Origin of the sequence: Methylomonas sp. TEB, from assembly GCF_047777895.1 — a bacterium.
Taxonomy (GTDB): Bacteria; Pseudomonadota; Gammaproteobacteria; order Methylococcales; family Methylomonadaceae; genus Methylomonas.
The window spans coordinates 1,620,776-1,639,969 of the sequence record NZ_CP180476.1 but is presented as its reverse complement, the minus strand read 5'-3'; the positions used below and the strand labels follow the sequence as shown (position 1 = coordinate 1,639,969).

The 19,194-nt window shown below is 49.9% G+C and carries 18 protein-coding genes; 11 read left to right on the top strand and 7 right to left on the bottom strand.

Annotated features, from left to right (window positions below; all coding sequences use genetic code 11):
* Nucleotides 1–308: 308 nt before the first annotated feature.
* The 4 genes from ACMXD4_RS07460 to ACMXD4_RS07445 all read left to right on the top strand — a co-directional run bounded on the left by ACMXD4_RS07460 (nt 309) and on the right by ACMXD4_RS07445 (nt 3,091).
* Nucleotides 309–725, top strand: coding sequence for a thiol-disulfide oxidoreductase DCC family protein (locus ACMXD4_RS07460; protein ID WP_415880336.1), 417 nt, complete (start codon nt 309–311; stop codon nt 723–725).
* A 24-nt stretch (nt 726–749) separates the two neighbouring features.
* Nucleotides 750–1,367 (top strand): SOUL family heme-binding protein, encoded by a 618-nt coding sequence (locus tag ACMXD4_RS07455; RefSeq protein ID WP_415880335.1) that lies wholly within the window; start codon nt 750–752, stop codon nt 1,365–1,367.
* Between the two features lie 9 nt (nt 1,368–1,376).
* Nucleotides 1,377–1,742: a sirohydrochlorin chelatase gene (locus ACMXD4_RS07450; RefSeq protein ID WP_171696005.1), complete on the top strand. Its 366-nt coding sequence runs from the start codon at nt 1,377–1,379 to the stop codon at nt 1,740–1,742.
* A gap of 209 nt (nt 1,743–1,951) precedes the next feature.
* Entirely contained in the window at nt 1,952–3,091 is a 1,140-nt protein-coding gene (locus tag ACMXD4_RS07445) for a DEAD/DEAH box helicase (RefSeq protein WP_415880334.1), read from the top strand.
* A gap of 547 nt (nt 3,092–3,638) precedes the next feature.
* Here the strand turns inward: ACMXD4_RS07445 and ACMXD4_RS07440 are convergent.
* Nucleotides 3,639–4,814: a DUF1624 domain-containing protein gene (locus ACMXD4_RS07440; protein ID WP_171696007.1), complete on the bottom strand. Its 1,176-nt coding sequence runs from the start codon at nt 4,812–4,814 to the stop codon at nt 3,639–3,641.
* Nucleotides 4,815–4,893: 79 nt separating this feature from the next.
* On the opposite strand from ACMXD4_RS07440, the gene ACMXD4_RS07435 reads away from it, so the two are divergent.
* From ACMXD4_RS07435 to ACMXD4_RS07425, 3 genes are all read left to right on the top strand, one after another.
* Nucleotides 4,894–5,142, top strand: coding sequence for a Rho-binding antiterminator (locus ACMXD4_RS07435; protein ID WP_101055037.1), 249 nt, complete (start codon nt 4,894–4,896; stop codon nt 5,140–5,142).
* Between the two features lie 60 nt (nt 5,143–5,202).
* Complete coding sequence (locus ACMXD4_RS07430; RefSeq protein ID WP_101055035.1) at nt 5,203–5,877, top strand: transaldolase family protein; 675 nt, start codon at nt 5,203–5,205, stop codon at nt 5,875–5,877.
* Nucleotides 5,878–6,191: 314 nt separating this feature from the next.
* On the top strand, nt 6,192–7,856 hold the full coding sequence (locus ACMXD4_RS07425; protein ID WP_415880333.1) for a L,D-transpeptidase family protein: 1,665 nt from the start codon (nt 6,192–6,194) through the stop codon (nt 7,854–7,856).
* A gap of 65 nt (nt 7,857–7,921) precedes the next feature.
* Here ACMXD4_RS07425 and ACMXD4_RS07420 read toward each other — a convergent pair whose 3' ends face one another.
* On the bottom strand, nt 7,922–8,899 hold the full coding sequence (locus ACMXD4_RS07420; protein WP_415880332.1) for a YcbK family protein: 978 nt from the start codon (nt 8,897–8,899) through the stop codon (nt 7,922–7,924).
* 324 nt (nt 8,900–9,223) lie between these two features.
* A complete protein-coding gene (locus tag ACMXD4_RS07415; RefSeq protein ID WP_415878661.1) occupies nt 9,224–10,399 on the bottom strand; it encodes an integrase in 1,176 nt (391 codons plus the stop codon).
* Between the two features lie 873 nt (nt 10,400–11,272).
* On the opposite strand from ACMXD4_RS07415, the gene ACMXD4_RS07410 reads away from it, so the two are divergent.
* Together ACMXD4_RS07410 and ACMXD4_RS07405 are read left to right on the top strand one after the other, a co-directional pair.
* Nucleotides 11,273–12,595 (top strand): DUF3422 family protein, encoded by a 1,323-nt coding sequence (locus ACMXD4_RS07410; RefSeq protein WP_171696010.1) that lies wholly within the window; start codon nt 11,273–11,275, stop codon nt 12,593–12,595.
* Nucleotides 12,596–12,837: 242 nt separating this feature from the next.
* Nucleotides 12,838–13,008: a rubredoxin gene (locus tag ACMXD4_RS07405; RefSeq protein ID WP_084153209.1), complete on the top strand. Its 171-nt coding sequence runs from the start codon at nt 12,838–12,840 to the stop codon at nt 13,006–13,008.
* A gap of 70 nt (nt 13,009–13,078) precedes the next feature.
* On the opposite strand, the gene ACMXD4_RS07400 is transcribed toward ACMXD4_RS07405, so the two are convergent.
* Nucleotides 13,079–14,788 carry a proline--tRNA ligase gene (locus tag ACMXD4_RS07400; protein WP_415880331.1) on the bottom strand — a complete coding sequence of 570 codons (1,710 nt, stop codon included), beginning with the start codon at nt 14,786–14,788 and terminating at the stop codon, nt 13,079–13,081.
* Nucleotides 14,789–14,951: 163 nt separating this feature from the next.
* On the opposite strand from ACMXD4_RS07400, the gene ACMXD4_RS07395 reads away from it, so the two are divergent.
* Nucleotides 14,952–15,590, top strand: a complete 639-nt coding sequence (locus ACMXD4_RS07395; RefSeq protein ID WP_415880330.1) for a response regulator — start codon at nt 14,952–14,954, stop codon at nt 15,588–15,590.
* A 43-nt stretch (nt 15,591–15,633) separates the two neighbouring features.
* Here ACMXD4_RS07395 and ACMXD4_RS07390 read toward each other — a convergent pair whose 3' ends face one another.
* The 3 genes from ACMXD4_RS07390 to ACMXD4_RS07380 all read right to left on the bottom strand — a co-directional run bounded on the left by ACMXD4_RS07390 (nt 15,634) and on the right by ACMXD4_RS07380 (nt 18,376).
* Nucleotides 15,634–16,539 carry an NAD(P)-dependent methylenetetrahydromethanopterin dehydrogenase gene (locus ACMXD4_RS07390; RefSeq protein WP_415880329.1) on the bottom strand — a complete coding sequence of 302 codons (906 nt, stop codon included), beginning with the start codon at nt 16,537–16,539 and terminating at the stop codon, nt 15,634–15,636.
* Between the two features lie 47 nt (nt 16,540–16,586).
* A complete protein-coding gene (locus tag ACMXD4_RS07385; RefSeq protein WP_026603994.1) occupies nt 16,587–17,495 on the bottom strand; it encodes an NAD(P)-dependent methylenetetrahydromethanopterin dehydrogenase in 909 nt (302 codons plus the stop codon).
* A gap of 86 nt (nt 17,496–17,581) precedes the next feature.
* Nucleotides 17,582–18,376 (bottom strand): inositol monophosphatase family protein, encoded by a 795-nt coding sequence (locus tag ACMXD4_RS07380; RefSeq protein WP_171696014.1) that lies wholly within the window; start codon nt 18,374–18,376, stop codon nt 17,582–17,584.
* A gap of 90 nt (nt 18,377–18,466) precedes the next feature.
* Between ACMXD4_RS07380 and ACMXD4_RS07375 the strand changes: the two genes are divergently transcribed.
* Nucleotides 18,467–19,192 carry an RNA methyltransferase gene (locus ACMXD4_RS07375; protein ID WP_171696015.1) on the top strand — a complete coding sequence of 242 codons (726 nt, stop codon included), beginning with the start codon at nt 18,467–18,469 and terminating at the stop codon, nt 19,190–19,192.
* The last annotated feature ends 2 nt before the right edge of the window (nt 19,193–19,194 follow it).

Genomic DNA, 19,194 nt, shown 5'->3' with positions numbered 1-19,194 from the left:
CTACCTTTTTTAGCATTCGCCCCCTTGCTTCCGCCACATCCGCTGGTAGATTGCGGAGTGCTAAATTTGTTGATTCCTGACACACGTTCCGTCCTCAGAGGGGTGCTTGATAGCCCGTAATCCCCTTCGATTCGAGTTTCTCGCCGACTGCGCGAGTCCCGCATCGCGAGGGGACTTTTTTGCGTCAGCGAATGTAAACTGCGCAAACATTGTGAAAATAAAAAACAAATCAATACAGACCTGCAGGGCTATTGAGTCGCCAGCCGGGATAAAACAAACTCGCTAACACCACTTCCCGGAACAGCCTCATGAATAGCCAACACGAATTCACGCTACTTTACGACGGTCGCTGCCCCATTTGCCGGAAGGAAGTGAACTGGTTACAGTCGCGAAACAAGCATAACAAGCTGGGTTTGCAAGATATTCATGCCGAGGGGTTTAATCCGGCGCACTATGGTAAATCGCTGGACGAATTGATGGCGGAAATCCATGGCGTGAACCCCGATGGCCGCTTAATCAAGGGCATGCCGGTATTTTACGCTGCATACAGCGCTGTCGGCTTGGGATGGCTGATGGCTGCCACCCGCTGGCCTCTGCTAAAACCGCTGTTTGACCGTCTGTATGCAGGGTTTGCCCGGCACCGTTTACGTTTAGGTACTTTGTTTGGCGCCAAACCCTGCCAAGATGCCAGTTGCAGCATTCGCTCCGGTCATGGAAAAACATGACTCTATCTGACGAGACTCGTTTACATGAAAACCCCCTTAGCACTACTCGGCAGCCTGATTTTGACTGGATGCACTGTGATGGGCATTAGAAGCAGCGCGGAACCGCAATACCAATTGCTCTCGGAACAGGGAGACGTGCAAATCAGGCAATATCCATCCTTGCTGATTGCCGAAACCGTGATCGACGCCGATTACGCGCAAGCCGGCAATATCGGTTTCAATCGCTTGGCCGGCTATACTTTTGGTGGGAATCAGCAAAAGCAACAGATGGCCATGACCGCCCCGGTGTTTCGGGAAAATGCCGGCGAACACATCCCTATGACCGCGCCAGTGTTACAGCAGGCAGTCGATAATAAATGGACTATGGCTTTTGTGATGCCGGCCGGCTATAGCCTCGAAACCTTACCAACGCCAATCGATCCCCAAGTGACTATCAAAGCTTTACCCGCGAAAAAAGTCGCGGTGTTGCGCTATTCCGGCAGTCTGATTTTGGAAAAAATCAATGAAAAAAGCCGCCTCTTGATGGCTTGGATCGAACAACAACAGCTCACTGCCCTATCTGCCGCGCGTTCGGCGGCCTATGATCCGCCTTGGACTTTACCTGCCTTACGCCGCAATGAAATTCATATCGACATCGAATAAGGCTGTCCGGTGACACATTTACTAGTGGTAGCGCACGGCAGCCGCCGGGAGGATTCCAATGTTCAGATTCGCGAGCTGATAGAACAACTGCGGCTTGCGCCTACCCGCTTCACCGCAATAGACTGTGCTTTTCTAGAAATCGCCGAACCCACTATTGCCCAAGGCTTACACCAACAAATAGCCAATGGCGCAGGGCAGATTGTCGTGATGCCGTATTTCCTGTCGGCGGGACGCCACGTGAGCATCGATATTCCCGAACAAGTGCAAAGAATTCGCGATATGCATCCACAAATCGACATACGCATCGCCAATCATTTGGGCGCAGCGGAGAAAATCCGCGGGATAGCGATCGATCTGGCCAGTTTGGCAATTTGAACACGGCTTTTGTGCATCAATTTCGCCGCAACGAACAAGCGTCAGATCAAGCTAACACGGGTTTCCTAACCTTAAACCAGTAACCGTGATAGACTGCAGGCTGAAAGTTCAACTTCAATATGTAATTCCCTTAGTCCCCGGGCGGACATCGCGTCAGCATTACTGCCGCACATAGATTTCTCCCCTTATTTTCCCCTTTGAGATCCTTAATGCCATTTTCCAATCTCGGTTTATCCGAGGCTTTAATTAAAGCAATTGCCGATTCCGGCTACACCACCCCTACCCCTATTCAAAGCAAAGCCATACCCGCCGTATTAACCGGCCGCGATTTACTCGCCGCCGCGCAAACCGGCACAGGCAAAACTGCCGGTTTTACTTTGCCGATCCTGCACCGGTTGGCGCAAACCAGCCATGGCCGCAACCGCCCAGTCCGTGCGCTGATACTGACGCCGACCCGCGAACTCGCCGCACAAGTGGGCGAATCCGTTAATAAATACGGCGCGCATCAGCAACCGCGTTTAAAGTCGGAAGTAGTATTCGGCGGCGTGAAGATCAATCCGCAAATGATGCGTTTACGTGGCGGCGTGGACATCTTGACCGCAACGCCGGGTCGGCTATTGGACTTGGTCAGTCAAAACGCCGTCAAACTGGATAAGGTGGAAATGCTGGTACTGGACGAAGCCGACCGCATGCTGGACATGGGCTTTATCAAAGACATCCGCAAAATCCTGGCTATGCTGCCTAAGAAGCGCCAAAACCTGTTGTTTTCCGCAACTTTTTCCGCTGACATTCGCAAGTTGACCGGCGACTTACTGGTCAACCCGGTCAAAATCGAAGTCGCTGTGGAAAACGCCGCTGCCGAGACCATTGAGCAGCGGGTTTATACGGTGAGTAAAACCGCCAAAACTGCTTTGTTAACCCATCTGGTCAAAAGCAAAGACTGGCAACAAGTATTGGTGTTTACCAGCACCAAGCACGGCGCGAACAAACTCACCGAAAAACTGAACACCGCCAATATCAAGGCCGCCGCGATACACGGTAACAAAAGTCAGGGCGCCAGAACCAGCGCTTTAGCCGGTTTCAAAGCCGGTGATATTCGCGTTTTGGTAGCTACCGACGTGGCAGCGCGCGGCATCGACATTGCCCAATTGCCGCATGTGGTTAATTTCGAGTTACCGCGTTCTTCGGCCGATTATGTGCACCGCATCGGTAGAACCGGCCGAGCTGGACAAAACGGTCAGGCAGTTTCGCTGGTATCGCAAGACGAATATCAGGCCTTGCGCCTGGTGGAAAAACTGATAGGCCTGCAAATTCCCCGCGAGCAGGTAGACGGCTTCGCGGCCGCTTAAGTTATGTCAATCCCCGCTCGCCAGCCTGTCATGTGGTTGAGCGTGCAAAAACCTAGGATGCCTCGCTGTTCCGTCAGTCACTTTATCGACAGAACGGCGAGGCAGATTGGACCATATTTCATCGCAGTAAAATCTTACCCGCACTTGCCTGTCGGCTTTTCGCTGGTAGATTCTCCCTCGCAGTGGATTAGTTTCAATATTTCCTAGTTAATGCTCCCGCTAGCTCGATCAAAGCAATACAGCGCATCGTTGCTGAGCCAGCGGGAGCACTTTTTATCCCTAATCAATGCACCACCAGAGGTTTATTATGCCGTTCGCTCACCAACCACCGCCCCCCCGTCCCGGCTGGAATTATCAAAGCTATTTTTTAAATCAGTTGAACAAGCAAAAGCAGGCTAAGGAAGCCACACCCGGTTAATAGCGGTTTAAAATTTTACCGCGTGCGGGTCAAAGGCTTTTGGCCCCTGGCAAACTTGCCGCGAAAACTTAATGGAAAATTGCCGCCGGTCATGGTCAGCCTTCTTCAAGTGATAACACGCCATGCAGGTTACAGGTATTTGAGCCAACGCCAATCAGGCTTGTGGGCTTTTAGGGCTTCAAAACTTCGGCAAACCGGATACAGCGTTAGCACCACTAACACCCAAATGCCATAAACCACCGGCAAACCATAGCCGTAGTCTTGCGGCAGCTCCGGCACCCAAATACCGCCACCGATTATTGCTGATACAGGTCCGTCTGTGACCGCCGCCACCAATACTGCCAGACCATGAATCAGGTACAAGTGCAGCAGATAAAATAACAACGGATTCCTGCCGAATACCTGCAAAACAACGAAGCGTTCCGCGGACTTGCCCTCAGCCATCCCCAAAATCAGCAGCGCGGGTCCCAAAGTCATTAACAGATACAATAAGGAAGGAGGGTATTTATGACAGTTGATAAACGACAATACGCTAAATACGGGGTCCGGATAGCTTTGCCATGGTTTGGGGTCACCGTAAACATTGCTGAAACGCAAAACCAAAAACACCCATAGCAGGGTTAGACCTAAAGTAAACAGCCGGCGCCGTGTGCGCCAGGCATTGTCAATCAATAAGTTTCCAAAACCGAAGCCAACCGCCATCACCCCTATCCACGGAATCAATGGATAGTAAGGATTCAATAGCCAGCCGTCACCGAACGGCACATCGTCACCGGTATGCAGCACGGCCCATAAGGGACCAAAACCACCCAAATCAGCTGGCTTGACTGCATCGAAGGCATTATGCCCGACGATCATGGCTGCACCGAAGGCTACACACCAAGCCAGCGGCAACTTCACCAGCCCGGCCAAGGCGATCATCGACCAAGCAATTGCCCATAACACACCGCCGTCAATATGCCGCAGATCGGCGCGAAAATTCCACGACCAGGCTTCCACGGTGCAGGTTAAAACCAACAGCAATAGGCCACGTTCCAGCAAAAACCGGCTCAGCGGCGCATCCGCTCCCCGGCGACTCTGCCACAGATACGCGCTGGTGCCGGCCAAAAACACGAACACCGGCGCGCAGAAATGCGTGATCCAACGGGTCAGAAACAAGGCCACTGAGGTCTTATCCAGATCGGTGGGACTAAAACGGCTGTCGCTGAAAAAATCGCGAGTATGATCCAACGTCATCAATACCATGACCAAGCCGCGCAAAATGTCGATAGACGCCAAGCGTCTTGAAGATGAATTGCTACCCAAAATAATTTGCCCCCAGATGATTGGCTATGGAAGACACCGAGGGTAAGATCGATGAACAAAAAACTCAAGGGGAGATGCCATGAGCGAATCACGAATCGCTTGCGATTTACACGACTATATCGAAATTGCCTGTCTATACGGCTATCGGGTTAGATTGACATTAAAGGATCAAAGAATCGTCGAGGGCCGGGCACTGAATGTAGTGACTGAAGAAAGACGCGAATTTCTATTGGTAGAAGATAGCCCTGCCGGGAAAATAGCGCTGGATCAACTGGCAAAACTGCAAGTAATCACACCGAAAGCGCGATTTACCGAGGTAATTTTCTAAAGATAAGCAACAGCACTGGTTATACTGGCCGCTTTTATCCGTAAAACCACACGCCGTTCCATGTTAGAAATTTATTTAGACAGCGCCGATGTCGCCGGCATCAAAAACCTTTGCCCAGCTTTGCCCTTGGCGGGCGTTACTACCAATCCGTCGATTATGGCCGCCAGCGGTATGGGCCTACAGGAACTACTACCTGCGCTGACAGACATCATCGGCCCACAGGCGCGGTTTCATGTGCAAGTACTTAGTAACTCGGTTGACGGTATCATTGCGGAAGCACATAAACTTCATGAATTGCCGTTCGACATTATCGTCAAAATACCCGCGCATACCGCTGGTTTGAGTGCTATCAAACAGCTGAAAAAAGCTAATATCCCGCTATTAGCCACTGCGATTTACAACGTGCAGCAAGGGATGCTTGCTGCGCTGCATGGCGCGGATTACCTGGCACCCTATCTCAACCGCATCGACAATCAAGGCTTTGACGGCATTGCTGTCGTCAGCGATTTGCAGGCCTTCATCGACCGCTACCAATTGCCCAGCAAACTTTTGGTTGCCAGCTTCAAGAATGTCAATCAGGTGTTGCAGGTGTTAAAACTTGGCGTTGGCGCAGTCACTTTGCCGCTGGACATTGCCCAGCAAATCTTGACCACACCCGCTACCGACACCGCCGTTGAGAAATTCAGCCACGACTGGCAAGCGGCATTTGCCGATAAACTGTCTTTTGAAAGCTAAAGTACGGGGGAGGAGGTGTAGGGAACTCTGAAAACAACCCCGCCCTTCTCCTGGTACCGCACATTACAAAGCTTTGGCAAGCTTTTCGCGTCAATTGTTGTCATAACAGGGTACAATTAGACTAACATTATATTGATTAGCTTTGCGGCTAGACTTAAGCGCAAAGCGCACAATAAACACCCAATTCGAACCCTATTCGTGTAACCATGACAACTCAATCGCACGCCCTGAAAAATTCGCGCCATAGGTATGCCAGGTTAGCGTTGGCGGCCTGTATTTATTATGCGGGAACGGAGCAGGCATGGAGCGCAGATATGCCAGCTACAGTGCCGGAAACCAGTCTGCCTTCGATAAACAGCGTTCCTGAAGTCGTTAATCCTATCCCTGCCGACAACCCGATTGGCGCCATTCTGCTTAGCAAACGACATCCGCTGTTGTTACGCGCCGACTTTAGCCGCGTTAGCGAACTTGTTAGCCAAATCTACCTGAGCACTCAATTTCAACCGATCTGGTTTACGGCAAATCGCTCGGAAAAAAACCTTAACGATTTATTGAGCATATTAAACAATGCATCCAATGATGCGTTGAATCCTGCCAATTATGATGTTGACCGCCTGAAACAGCTGATCAATGAGCCAAATCCGGATAGTGCGGCCGTTGCGGGATACGATGTGGCTTTGACCGTGTCTTTGGTGCGTTATCTACACGATTTGCGGCACGGCCAAGTAGATCCCCGCGATGTTGAGTATCCGGTACACATCGCCCCCAAACCCGCTTTGGACTTGGCTGGCTTGTTGAAACAACACTTGGCAGCGCAAACATTGACCGAGGTAGTCGGTCAGTTTGAGCCTAAAACCAAGCAATACCAACAACTCAAACAAATTTTCACCCGCTTACAGCAGTTGGGAAATCAAACGGGGGCTCAGGAATTCAAGCCCGGCAAAATGCTACGTCCCGGCGATAAACATCCGCATATCGTGCATTTGCGCCAACGGCTACGGGACATGGCCTTACTGGACAATAATAATGCCGCCGACAGTAAAACTTACGACAACGATTTGGTTGCCGCCGTCAAAAAGGTTCAGCAACAACAAGGTTTAACGGCCGATGGCGTGATTGGCTCGGCCACTGCGGCATTATTCAATCAATCTTCGAGCGAAAAAATCGCCCAGATCGCGCTAGCCATGGAGCGCGCGCGCTGGATTCCGGACACCACCGACGGGCCAATGATTGTGGTTAATATCCCGGCATTTGAGTTATGGGCGTTCAATTCAGTTGACGATCCCAACCCGCTGAACATGAAAGTGGTAGTAGGGAAATCCCCGAGCAACCAAACGCCGGTACTTTGGGAAGAAATGAAGTATTTAGAATTTATGCCTTACTGGAACATTCCAAAAACTATTTATGAAAAAGAAATACTTCCCAAAGCAGCCAATAACCAAGGCTATTTAGCCAGCCAGGAAATAGAACTGGTAAGACATCAAAACAGTGAAGAGAAAGGCGGTGGCAGTTATTTACGCGCGCGCCAGCGGCCTGGCAAGAAAAATCCGTTAGGACGGGTTAAGTTCGTATTTCCCAATACCGCCGACGTGTATTTACACGACACCCCAGGCCATGCCGCATTTAACCGCCCACGTCGCGATTTAAGCCACGGTTGCGTGAGGGTATCGGCGCCGGAACAATTAGCCGAATTTGTTTTGGGTGATCAGGCCGGCTGGGACAAAGAAACCATCAAGCAAGCAATGTCGGCCCCTAAAACCCGCCACGTGACGCTAAAACGCTCGGTACCGGTACTGTTTTATTACGGTACGACATTTGTCGATCATCAAAACCAGTTACGTTTTTACCCGGACGTTTACGGCCAAGACGAACAACTGAAAAAGGCCTTGGACAAAATCCATGCGCCGACAACGGCTAGTTCGACAGCGAATAATCAATTAGTGATGAGCAAAAGTACGGACGTCGGCACTAATCCATAAACAGGAAAATCGAGCAGACATAAAAAAAGCGCCGCAAATGGCGCTTTTTTTATGAGCGAACGACTCTATAACTTCCAGGTTCTGAAAGTTCCCGTGTCCAGATGGATAAAGTTTGACTCAGGGTAATATCCAACGCCACCACGGTGCATAGCCAGTGCCGCGCCATGAATACGCCGAAGGTCAAAGCGCTCGATACGAATATCCACTGCCCGACCCTGCATGTGGAAGCTATTGTTCGCAACACCGGAATTCTCGGCATGCAGTTTAGCGTTGGTCAATGGCGAACGATAACCGCAAATAACATCAAAAGGCTGATTTAAACCCAAAATTTGTTTCAAATCGTGTAACTGATCCAGTAGCTCCGGATCAATAGGATGCACATCGTCGGTACGATAATCGCGCAACAAAAAGCTGATTTCATCCAGGGCATCGCTAAGGTAACGGCCTCTTTCAAAATACGTCAGGCTCAATTTGTCCCCAGTATGCGGATTTTGAAAAGCCAAGGCCCGATGAGTTGCAAAACGCCCGTGATCCGCCAAAAACAAAGAATCTTGGCTAGGCTCCATGAATGATTCTCTTGGTGCCGGCTGAATAATAGAATGCACTCTACCGCCCTGATTACCATGTCGATTGGCATGGTAGGAAGCCGTGTTTACGTGTTGTTTTTTGCCTGTATAAATATCTCGTACACGAGACTCATGTAGGGAGTGTCGTTCTGCATGGGCTGTATGCAGCTGTCCATGCTGGCCTGCTACAGGTCTAAGGTTATTGCCGCCAGCGCTTTTGCTTAGTTTGGCAGGATGACGAACAGCCTTAGTCGCTTGAATGGCTCCATGTTTAGGCAAGCGCACTGCGCTCCTTGCCGACTTCTCCAGTCGATGGTTTTTATCCGCTTTTACCGCTACGCTTTTCGCAGCATGAACGACGCCGGGCATCGCAATAGATAAAACCGCACCAACAGCTAGACGTCCAAAGAAGCTGCGTCGAGACAGCTCTACGTCGTCTTGCTTATTGTCTTGATTTTCTAAATTATGTCTCAGCATCCATAATCTCCTGATTCAACATCATTCGGATAGTGATGATTCCAAAGGCTAATGCCTAACGGGCTTTTGCAATTATAGCACTCTGTCACATTTCAAATTCGCTTTTGCCGACATTTTGCCGCAAGGATTGCTTACAAAGGAGACACGTGCAAACGTTCAATCCGCATCAAATTGCCACTCCATACCGCTTGAAACCTCGCTTTCTCTGCTTACTATTCGCGCTGATAGCATTTTACCGACCGCTGTAAAAGCACCAGCAACAGCCTGACAAATGCGAACAATTTAACCCCTCGTATTGCCTCATAGAAAAAGGTAACCGAAGGATCAGAGTCGTTGCCTCACATTAGAGGTAACCTGGACTTGTGAAAAAATGAGTTTCAATTGTTGCTCAATGGCGGCCTTAAGAGCAAATGGATTGAGTTTGGCATGATGTTCCTGGAGAGTCTGTTTGGTGGTTTCCGGAATGTCAGGATGATTGATCACCCGTTGGTAAGGGGTTTGCGGGGCATGGTATTTTTTCACGACTTTGGCGCCGTCTCGGTGTTTTTTCTGAAGTTTCAGACTGGGGCAGAAATGATTCTGCAAAGGACACCCAAGCGTGCTGTAGGCCTCGTTCATCAACGGCACCAGCGCGGCATTATCCAGCCGGTCGTAGCCGAATAATTGCCTGGCGTGAGTCCAGTTTTTCTGCTCGACATGGGCATTGTCGTTTTTCTTGTAAGGCCTGGAGCGGGTAAACGCAGGCTTTTGCGGGTGGTCGGTGAAATAGCGAACCAGGTGATGATTGAGAAATTCAGAACCATTGTCGCAATCGAAGCCTTTCAAAGGGAATGGCAACAGGTTCTCGATGGCCTGAATCTGTTCCAGGATACCTTGCGAGCCTTTATTCCAGGTGGCCCGGCATTCGGTCCAGCCGGTGACGATGTCGGTCATCGTCAGGCTCCAGACGAAATCGCCGGCCAGCGAATTGCCACAGTGAGCGACAGTATCGGCTTCGACAAAACCGGGCTGGGTCTCGTCCCAGTGATGAGTTCGGATGGGAATCTGGGTTTTCAACAGAGACCCGGGTTTGGTGCCGGACAAGCCTTTGGGGTGCTGGACGCGCAAGGGTTTGAGCAAGCGATCCAGGGTCGCCGCCGAAACCTTTAGCAAGTCGGCACGAACCTGATCGGAGAGTGAGCCGTACTGCGCTTCGTAGTGCGGCAGCCAGATCGGTATCGCTGCTTTCAGGCGCTTGCCGCACAGTTGATCGCTAGCGAACCAGATGCGCTTCAATGGCTCCAGCAACACCTCGGCTTGATATTTCCGCTTGGGGCCGGGCCGTTTGCTAGGCGAAGCGATTGGCTTGGCTTTTCGATTCAGCAAACGAATCGCGTACTTACGGGCGTAGCCGCAGACTTCGCAAAACTCGTTTAGGATCGTTTGTTTCGTTGCCCTATCGCTTTGTCGATAGCGCTTTTGGATAGCCTGTAAATAGGCTCGTCGTTCGTGTTTTCCCATGGTGGTAACCCGCTTGATTTCGGTTACACACAATGTGAGGCAACGACCCGTTTTTAATGACCCCTTGGGTTACTTTTAATTTGAGGCAATTCGCCCCTTTGATATGCCAATACAGTCAAGCCGCACCATATTGAAATACTCAATTCCTGCCCGTATGGTAGCGTAAAAGCTGACTTGAAAATTAAGCCGCCAAAACTTGCGGGGGACAAACTACCCCGTAAAACGAAAGCGCCAGCTTTGTGAATTAGCCTGTTTTCTTGCCATTTTTTTGATAAAAACACAAAATAATTTTAACTACGAACCGCTTGTCACAGAAGCTTTTTGCTAGAAAGCGTATGGTATCTCGACTGCAAATCATTGGAGAACAACATGGAAAAACTAATTAAACCCCAAAATCAACTGACACTGTCTCAACAGCTCTGTCATTCCTTTTTTTCCCAAAAAGGCTACGATCCTTTTATAAACTTTCATTCGCACGATGGCAGCGCAATGTACGACTCTTACTTACATCATCAAAGGAGTTTTGCATCCGGGATAACAGGACAAAACTGCCAAATCAGTTTTGTAAGCAAATTCACCAAATTGGAGTAATACACAACGGCGAACATAAAAGCCGCAACCGATTACTCAAACTAGTGAAGCGTCGCGGTTAAATAATCGGCCTGTGCCAACAGCAGTAGACTTAGCAATCTCGCACCTAACCCATATCAGTCAATAGCTTGGCACAAGCCGCTTTATCAACACATTAGGATATGAGCATCAACAAGTTCTGATGCAGTTTTTATAGCCCATTGCCCTCATTCGCTTAGGCAGTAGCAACCTAGCCCTCTCTACGTTATATTCATCGGTAAAAGCGATAGACGCTAACCTTTGATGCTACCCAATTTACTTGTGACTACTCTATTTCAAATCCCGGAAAATCATCCTCAACGGTTTATATTACATAACGAAGTTCATGCCAGGGCCTCGTCTATTCTCAGCTTGCCGGTCAGGGCCAGTTACTTGGCTCTGGCGTTATCAAGCGATGAAAAAATGCAGGAACGTCGGCATTTGAAAGCACTTTGCGAACGGTTTGGAACTGTACCACCCGACCTAGATGCAGACCACTTTAGCGCCAGCTTCGATGCGTTCCAGATGAGTTGGGAGCAACACGGCGAATTCAGTACCTATAGTTTTTATGCCTACGACATAGACACAGAGCCGTTTGCAGCTCCTGCTTTAAAAAAAGTCCCGGTCGATTGGTTATCGCAGATCAGCGGAAAAGTGATTGTTGCCGCACACGCCAGCATCGTTTCCGCCGAGGAGGTTAATTATCAGGATGAAATGGATTTATCCCCGTTAACCGCCTACTTTGCCGGCAACCCAATCGTTGGTTCAAAAGTAACTGGCGGCGCGGCAGCCGTATTTACCGATTTCCGGATTCATGTTGATGGCTTTAGCCGTTTCTTAGTGGTTAATCAAAACTTGAGAACCGCGCAGGCCGGACGCTTATTGCATCGTTTGTTCGATATTGAAGTTTACCGAGTGATGGCGCTGTTGGCGTTTCCTATCGCGCGCAAACTGTATCCGGAATTAAAAAAGGCTGATCGGCAGCTGTATACCATTACTAATTCGATGACCCAGACGGATAACGATGACGCCAAACTGCTGGATGAGCTAACGGCGTTGGCGGCTGAGGTGGAGAACCATATTTCCACACATCAATTTCGCTTTGCCGCAGCCAGCGCTTACTACCAATTGGTCGGCCAACGCCTGGAAGACTTGCGCGAAGTGCGGATTCAGGGCATTCAAACCTTGGGCGAATTCATGAAACGGCGTATGGAACCGGCGATGCATACCTGCAATTCCGTATCCCACCGCTTCACCCTGGTTTCCGAGCGCGTCAGCAATGCCAGCCAGTTGTTACGCACCAAAGTCGACATCATTATCGAGCGGCAAAACCAAGGCCTGTTATCCTCCATGGCCCTGCGTGCAAAAATGCAGTTGCGCATGCAACAAATGGTGGAAGGCATTTCGATGGTAGCTATCACCTATTATGCAGCGAGCCTAATCGGCAAAATCGCCGAAGCATTGCACAGTTTAGGATGGCATGTAGACGCCGAGCTAGTGGAAGGCGCATCGATTCCGTTTATTTTGGTCATCATCGGCATAAGTACTAAGCGAATTCACAAGATCATCGCCAGTACGACGGAATGAATACCATCCCATCATGGTGCGCGCCGTAAACCAGCCAAATATTGAACAGAACAAAGATGACATTTATTTATCAAAATCATGCCATTAGATTGCTTTAAGAAAAGACAAGCTAAGCCCGACGGAACAATTCTCAGATTACCCTAACAATCCCCTCCAAATCTTCGTGGTTTTTTGTGAGTGAAGCTTCGGCTACAATCGCCGGGCTTTCTTTAAACCGTGATTACAATTCGAGGAATCTATCAATGGCAGAGTATAGAAAATACAAATGTAAAACCTGCGGCCACGTTTACGACGAGCAGTTAGGCGATCCCCGCAACGGCGTGGCCCCCGGCACTCGTTGGGAAGATGTTCCAGAAGATTGGGGCTGCCCTAAATGCGGGGCAGTAAAATCTATGTTTACTCTGGTACGTTAACAAGCGTCTAACGCAGTAAATAAAAAGGGCGCAATTTGCGCCCTTTTTCGTTTGATTAATCCGACGAAAGTTATGCGAGTTTGTTCTTAATAAAGTCGACGAGTTTATCAAATTCAACATTCTGGCTTTCTTTGTCCATGCGACCTTGATATTCGACGGTACCGCTATCCAGGCCACGGTCGCCTATTACGATCCGGTGCGGAATGCCGATCAGTTCCATATCCGAGAACATGAATCCGGCTCGAACCTTTCTATCGTCCAGCAACACTTCGATGCCGGCATCCGTTAAATCTTTATAGATTTTCTCGACCGTATCAATCAAACGATCAGACTTATGCATATTCATTGGGCAAATAGCGACTTGAAATGGCGCCAGCTCATTGGGCCAGATAATGCCGCGGTCATCGTGGCCTTGTTCGATGGCCGCCGCAACCACCCGCGAGATACCAATCCCATAGCAGCCCATGATCATGATCTGGTTTTTACCGGCTTCGTTAATGATGGAGGCGTTCATCGCTTCGCTGTATTTTGTGCCGAGCTGAAAAATGTGGCCCACTTCTATGCCTCGGGCAATGGTAATTTGACCCTTGCCGTCCGGGCTAGCATCACCTTCTACTACCATCCGCAAGTCTGCAATGTGCTCAGGTAAGGCGAGGTCGCGCTGCCAGTTGACACCTTGATAATGTTTGCCATCCTGATTCGCGCCGCACACAAAGTCGGACATCACAGTTACGCTGCGGTCAGCGATTATCTTTATGCTCAGGCCGATAGGTCCTATCGAGCCGGGTTTGCAGTGACAAGCGCCGAGAATCTCTTCATCGCTGGCAAATTGTAATGGCGACAGCACACCGTCGATTTTTTCGGCTTTAATCGGGTTTAATTCGTGATCACCACGCAGCAGCAGGGCAACCAAGCTGGCGTCCTCGCCTCTGACAATCAGGGTTTTCAGGCACTGCTTGGCATCGACTTTAAAAAATCGGCTGACGTCTTCGATGCTATGTTGATTTGGCGTATCAACCAAAGCCTTAGTTTGAGTCGGTTCGGCGCATGCCCCTTCCGGCATCAAGGCTTCGGCTTTTTCGACATTCGCGGCATAATCGCTGGCAGTGGAAAAAGCTATCGCATCTTCGCCGGATTCGGCAAGTACGTGAAATTCATGGGAAACCGCGCCGCCAATTGAGCCGGAATCGGCTATCACTGCCCGGAATTTCAAACCAAAGCGGTTAAAAATATTGGTGTAGGCTTGATACATTACGTTGTAAGTCGCCTGTAACGATTCCTGATCGAGATGGAACGAGTAAGCATCTTTCATGATAAATTCGCGCGAGCGCATCACACCGAAACGCGGACGAATTTCATCGCGGAATTTACTCTGAATTTGATAATAAGTGATAGGCAGCTGTTTGTAGCTTTTCAACTCATGACGAGCGAGGTCAGTAATAATTTCTTCGTGCGTCGGACCCAGACAAAATTCGCGGTCGTGGCGATCTTTCAGCCGTGCTAATTCCGGCCCGTATTTCTCCCAACGTCCGGTTTCCTGCCATAGCTCTGCAGGTTGTAAGGCCGGCATCAGTACTTCCAGACCGCCCGCTTTATTCATTTCCGCACGTACAATGTGTTCAACTTTACGCAATACCCGCAAACCCAGTGGCAGCCAGGTGTAGACGCCCGCGGCAAGTTTACGGATCAAGCCGGCGCGTATCATGAGTTTGTGACTGGCTATTTCGGCGTCGGCCGGTATTTCTTTGACGGTACTAAGAGGAAATTGGGAAGTGCGCATATTGGCCCTGAAGTTGTTTTATCAAAACCGCTATTTTAACGGCTAAACGCCAAAACCACGAATCAACGACACTATTTGGGTCTATCCTACTCACTTTTAGCATTGCTGTTGTTGATGAAATTTGGGAAACTTGACCTGATAGAAGCCCCAGAAAAAGGAAGTTATGATTAAAGTATTGCTGGTTGATGATCATGAGCTTGTCAGAAGCGGTATAGAAGCTTTGTTGGCAGCTGAAAAGGATATTGTGGTGGTCGCCGTCTGTAATTGTGGCGAGGAAGCTTTGCGGATTGTCGAACAAGAGCCGCCCGATGTCATTTTGATGGACATTAATATGCCCGGCATAGGCGGGTTTGAAGCGTGCCGGCGTATACTGCAATCGCAGCCATCGATTAAAATCATCGCCTTGTCGGTGCATAACGACGGCCCCATACCGCAACAACTGCTGAAATTGGGTGTGGTCGGCTTTGTATCCAAGGCTTCGCCGGTCAGCGAAATGGTGGCGGCGATTAAATCGGTAATTTCCGGCAAGCGCTATTTGTGCCAGGATGTGGCCAGTAATTTGGCTTTTCAGTTTTTGCCTGGCGCGGATGTTTCGCCTTTTTTACAGCTTTCCCAGCGTGAGGCTGAAGTAGTGCGTCTGATTTTGCGTGGCCGGAGCATTCAGGAAATGTCGGAGGCTTTGCAACTGAGCGACAAGACCATCAATACCTACCGCTATCGCTTGTATCGCAAATTGAATATAAAAAACGATGTGGAGTTAACCAGATTGGCAGTCAAATTTAATTATCTTGATGCCATTTAAGGAACAGGGATGCGGGGTTGTTTGCCACACATCCCTTGAATAGTCAGACCAAGGTACGTGCCTTGGTGAAGGCTTCCCGAAAATCCAGAAAGACCGGCTTTTCCGCTTCCAGCATCATTTTCAACAATTCATGTTGCAACTGATATTTGACATTACCTATCGCCAGCGCACCGACACCGACCGCATTTGTCGCTTGATTCGCCAAGTTTAATGGTGCCGATAAATCATTTAACTCTATGCCTTCTATACCGGATGGCGGTACGGCATTGACATCACCGGCTACTTTCAACTGCTTGGCTTGCGCCAGAACAGCGGCGTTGATAACTCGAATACCGGCCTTTGCCGTGCAGAATACTAAGTCTGCATCGGCTATTAACGCGGCTTTTTCTTCGTCATTGCGGGCAACTCCGCCACTCATGGTGGCACCAAAACGCCGGTTGTATTGTTTGGCCGCGTCTTTTGCGGAATCTATTGATAGATGATCCACCAAGATTGTTTCCGCGCCTTGCAACGAGGCTATCACGCCAGTGGCGATGCCGACCGGGCCGGTGCCGCCGAACACTACCGCCTTACTGCCCTTCAATTCTTTACCATGATGTTGTTTAAGCGCCTTTTCCACGCACGCCACCAAAGCTGCTGCGGTGGTGCAAGCGCCGCTCGGATCGGCAAATACTGAAACCTCAAACGGCGGCACCATGGCCGGCTTGGTGGCTTGCAACATATCGATAGCCATGCCCATATCCCTGCCGCCGATAAAGATCGCGGTTTTCTTACTGGCCGACGGACTACGCGAAAAAATCGCATCTTGGGTCAAATTGTGAATAGTCTCCAATTTAACGTTGGAATACGGCATCAGCACATCAAAGCCTGCGTCGAGTGCCATGTTAATGTCAAACGGACTGTTGTTTGGCATCGGGTCGAACATGTGAAGTATGCTGCGTTTTGCCATTTTTACCTTACCCTCTGTGATAGGCAGACTTTGGGGAGCTTAGCTAATTACTTAGACGATTTGATGAATTCGCGAGCGACTTCGAAAGCGTGTTCGAAATGTAAGAATAGCGGTTGATCGCTTTCCAGCATTCTTTTCAGCAAACGGCTTTGCGCTTGGTATTTGATGTTGCCTATCGCCAGAGCGCCTATGCCTACCGCGCCACTGGTGGATCCGGCTAACGGTTTGCCGTTATCGAACGCATCCACACCGGCAATACCGGCTGGCGGTACCGCGTTTACATCGGCGGCTACTTTCAATTGCGCAGCTTGGGAGATTAATTCTGTGCTGAGCAATTCAATGCCGGCCGCACCCGTTGCAAAAACCACATCGGCGGTTTTCATGTATTCGGTCTTATCGGCGTCGGCGCCTGCCAGCACTGTAATTTTGCCATCGCCAAATTCTTCGCTGCATAGCTCTGCGGTGCGCTCGGCTTTATCGAGTTGCCTACCGATGATTCGGACTTTAGCGCCCGCTTGAGCGGCAATCACCGCAGCCGCTTGACCGACCGGACCAGTACCGCCCAAGGCGATCACGTTTTTACCTTCCAGCGTGGTGTCGAATTTTTCAGCCAGTTCTTTTTCAACTGCTGCGACCATGCCGGCTGCCGTGGTGAATGCGCCGCTAGGATCGGCGAATACTGATACTTCGAAAGGCGGGACCATGGAATTCTTGGCCATTTTCAACATATCCATTGCTTGCTTGGTCTCCCGGCCACCGATAAAAATAGCGGTGCGCAACAGGCCTTTCGGACTGCGCGAAAAAATAGCATCTTGGACCAAGCCCCTGACTTCGCTGGGTTCAACGTTGATGTAGGGGATTGCTGAAATCCAGCCGGCGTCCATCGCCATATTGACGTCGAACGGGCTTAAGTTCTTGGCTGTAGTCAGCATGTGCAGGATAAAGGGTTTTTCCATGATGGCCTCTTATAATTTGATTAGCCGGTAAGTATAAAAGAAAAGGCAAGACGATAACAATTTTAGGCTAAATGCCGAATTGCGCATTATTTTAAGCGCGCCGGCACATGCGGCTCGATAGCGTGGTACATCAATTGATGCATCTTAGGGTTGCCAACAATGATGTTGCCGGACTGTAAGTATTTGTCGTTAAAGGAAAAATCTGTGGCGACACCACCAGCTTCCTGCACCAGCAACACGCCAGCGGCAATATCCCATTCCTTCACGCCGATTTCCCAGTACGCATCCAGACGACCGCAGGCCACATAAGCCATGTCCAGTGCGGCGGCTCCGGCGCGGCGGATACCTGCTGAGTCGGCACAAACGGCTTTAAACATGCCCAAATAGGGTTCGATGTTTTCCATGGTTTTAAATGGAAAACCCGTGCCAATCAGGGCGCCGCGCATACTGCTTTGTTTGGTGACCCGGATTTTGCGATTGTTCAACATAGCGCCGCCGCCGCGTTCGGCAGTGAAGAGTTCGTCGCGGCTAGGGTCGTAAATCACACCCAACTCTAGTTTATTTTTGTTTTTTAGCGCTATAGACACGGCATATTGTGGAAAGCCGTGTAAAAAATTAGTGGTGCCATCCAAAGGGTCAATTATCCAGGTGTAGTCGTTACCTTTGTGTTCGCCGCTTTCTTCGGCCAGAATGCCATGCTCGGGAAACGCGGCGCGAATGACTTTGATAATTTCCTGCTCGGCGGCCCGGTCAACCTCGGAGGCGTAGTCATTACGGCTTTTTTGATCGATAGTGAGTTTCTCGATATTTTGTGAAGAGCGTTGGATTAGGTCGCCGGCGTTCCGCGCTGCGCGGACGGCAATATTAAGCATCGGATGCATAGATCGAATTGAAAATGAGCAGTTAGAAAACTCGGATAGGATAGCAAATTTTGCTAGAATCGCTGCTTTTTTAGCCGCAGAGGCCGGGCATTGCTATCACATTTTAAAGTGGTTTTAGTGGAGACTTCCCATCCCGGCAACATCGGTGCGGTGGCTAGAGCCATGAAAAATATGCAGATGGACCAACTGCGCTTGGTGTCTCCAAAAAGCTTTCCGCATGCCGATGCCACGGCCAGAGCGTCCGGGGCCGACGATGTGCTTAGATCTGCAACTGTCTTCGGTTCTTTACAAGATGCTATTGCCGATTGCCAGGTAGTATTGGGCTCCAGCGCACGCGATAGAACCATCAGCTGGCCAAGCTTGACTGCCAGGCAAACCGCCGAAAAATGGGTAGGCGCATCACCGGAGCAAAATATCGCCTTGGTGTTCGGCCGGGAAAATTCCGGCTTAAAAAACCATGAATTGGACTTATGTCATTATTTGTTGCGAATTCCGTGCAACACAGAATATAGCTCGCTGAACTTGGCGGCGGCAGTGCAAGTTGTGTGCTACGAGCTATTCGTCGCATCCGGCCAGGAAATGGTCAGCAATGTGGGCGATATGGGTGAAGAACCTCTGGCGACAGCCGAACAGATGGAAGCCTTTTATGTGCATCTCCATCAGACCATGGCGGATATTGGTTTTCTGCACCCGGAGCGTTCTAAATCAATCATGCGTCGCTTGCGGCGCATCTTTAATCGGACCCAGCTTGATACCAAGGAGCTGGATATCCTGAGGGGCATACTGCGCTTCTCACAAAATCACAACGCCAAATAAAC

Coding starts and splice junctions, on each gene's coding strand:
- ACMXD4_RS07390 (WP_415880329.1), bottom strand. CDS start 16,539: ATGGCAAAACGCAGCATACTTCACATGTTCGACCCGATGCCAAACAAC.
- ACMXD4_RS07405 (WP_084153209.1), top strand. CDS start 12,838: ATGGCAGAGTATAGAAAATACAAATGTAAAACCTGCGGCCACGTTTAC.
- ACMXD4_RS07445 (WP_415880334.1), top strand. CDS start 1,952: ATGCCATTTTCCAATCTCGGTTTATCCGAGGCTTTAATTAAAGCAATT.
- ACMXD4_RS07410 (WP_171696010.1), top strand. CDS start 11,273: ATGCTACCCAATTTACTTGTGACTACTCTATTTCAAATCCCGGAAAAT.
- ACMXD4_RS07455 (WP_415880335.1), top strand. CDS start 750: ATGAAAACCCCCTTAGCACTACTCGGCAGCCTGATTTTGACTGGATGC.
- ACMXD4_RS07425 (WP_415880333.1), top strand. CDS start 6,192: ATGCCAGCTACAGTGCCGGAAACCAGTCTGCCTTCGATAAACAGCGTT.
- ACMXD4_RS07380 (WP_171696014.1), bottom strand. CDS start 18,376: ATGCATCCGATGCTTAATATTGCCGTCCGCGCAGCGCGGAACGCCGGC.
- ACMXD4_RS07400 (WP_415880331.1), bottom strand. CDS start 14,788: ATGCGCACTTCCCAATTTCCTCTTAGTACCGTCAAAGAAATACCGGCC.
- ACMXD4_RS07460 (WP_415880336.1), top strand. CDS start 309: ATGAATAGCCAACACGAATTCACGCTACTTTACGACGGTCGCTGCCCC.
- ACMXD4_RS07415 (WP_415878661.1), bottom strand. CDS start 10,399: ATGGGAAAACACGAACGACGAGCCTATTTACAGGCTATCCAAAAGCGC.
- ACMXD4_RS07430 (WP_101055035.1), top strand. CDS start 5,203: ATGTTAGAAATTTATTTAGACAGCGCCGATGTCGCCGGCATCAAAAAC.
- ACMXD4_RS07420 (WP_415880332.1), bottom strand. CDS start 8,899: ATGCTGAGACATAATTTAGAAAATCAAGACAATAAGCAAGACGACGTA.
- ACMXD4_RS07435 (WP_101055037.1), top strand. CDS start 4,894: ATGAGCGAATCACGAATCGCTTGCGATTTACACGACTATATCGAAATT.
- ACMXD4_RS07395 (WP_415880330.1), top strand. CDS start 14,952: ATGATTAAAGTATTGCTGGTTGATGATCATGAGCTTGTCAGAAGCGGT.
- ACMXD4_RS07385 (WP_026603994.1), bottom strand. CDS start 17,495: ATGGAAAAACCCTTTATCCTGCACATGCTGACTACAGCCAAGAACTTA.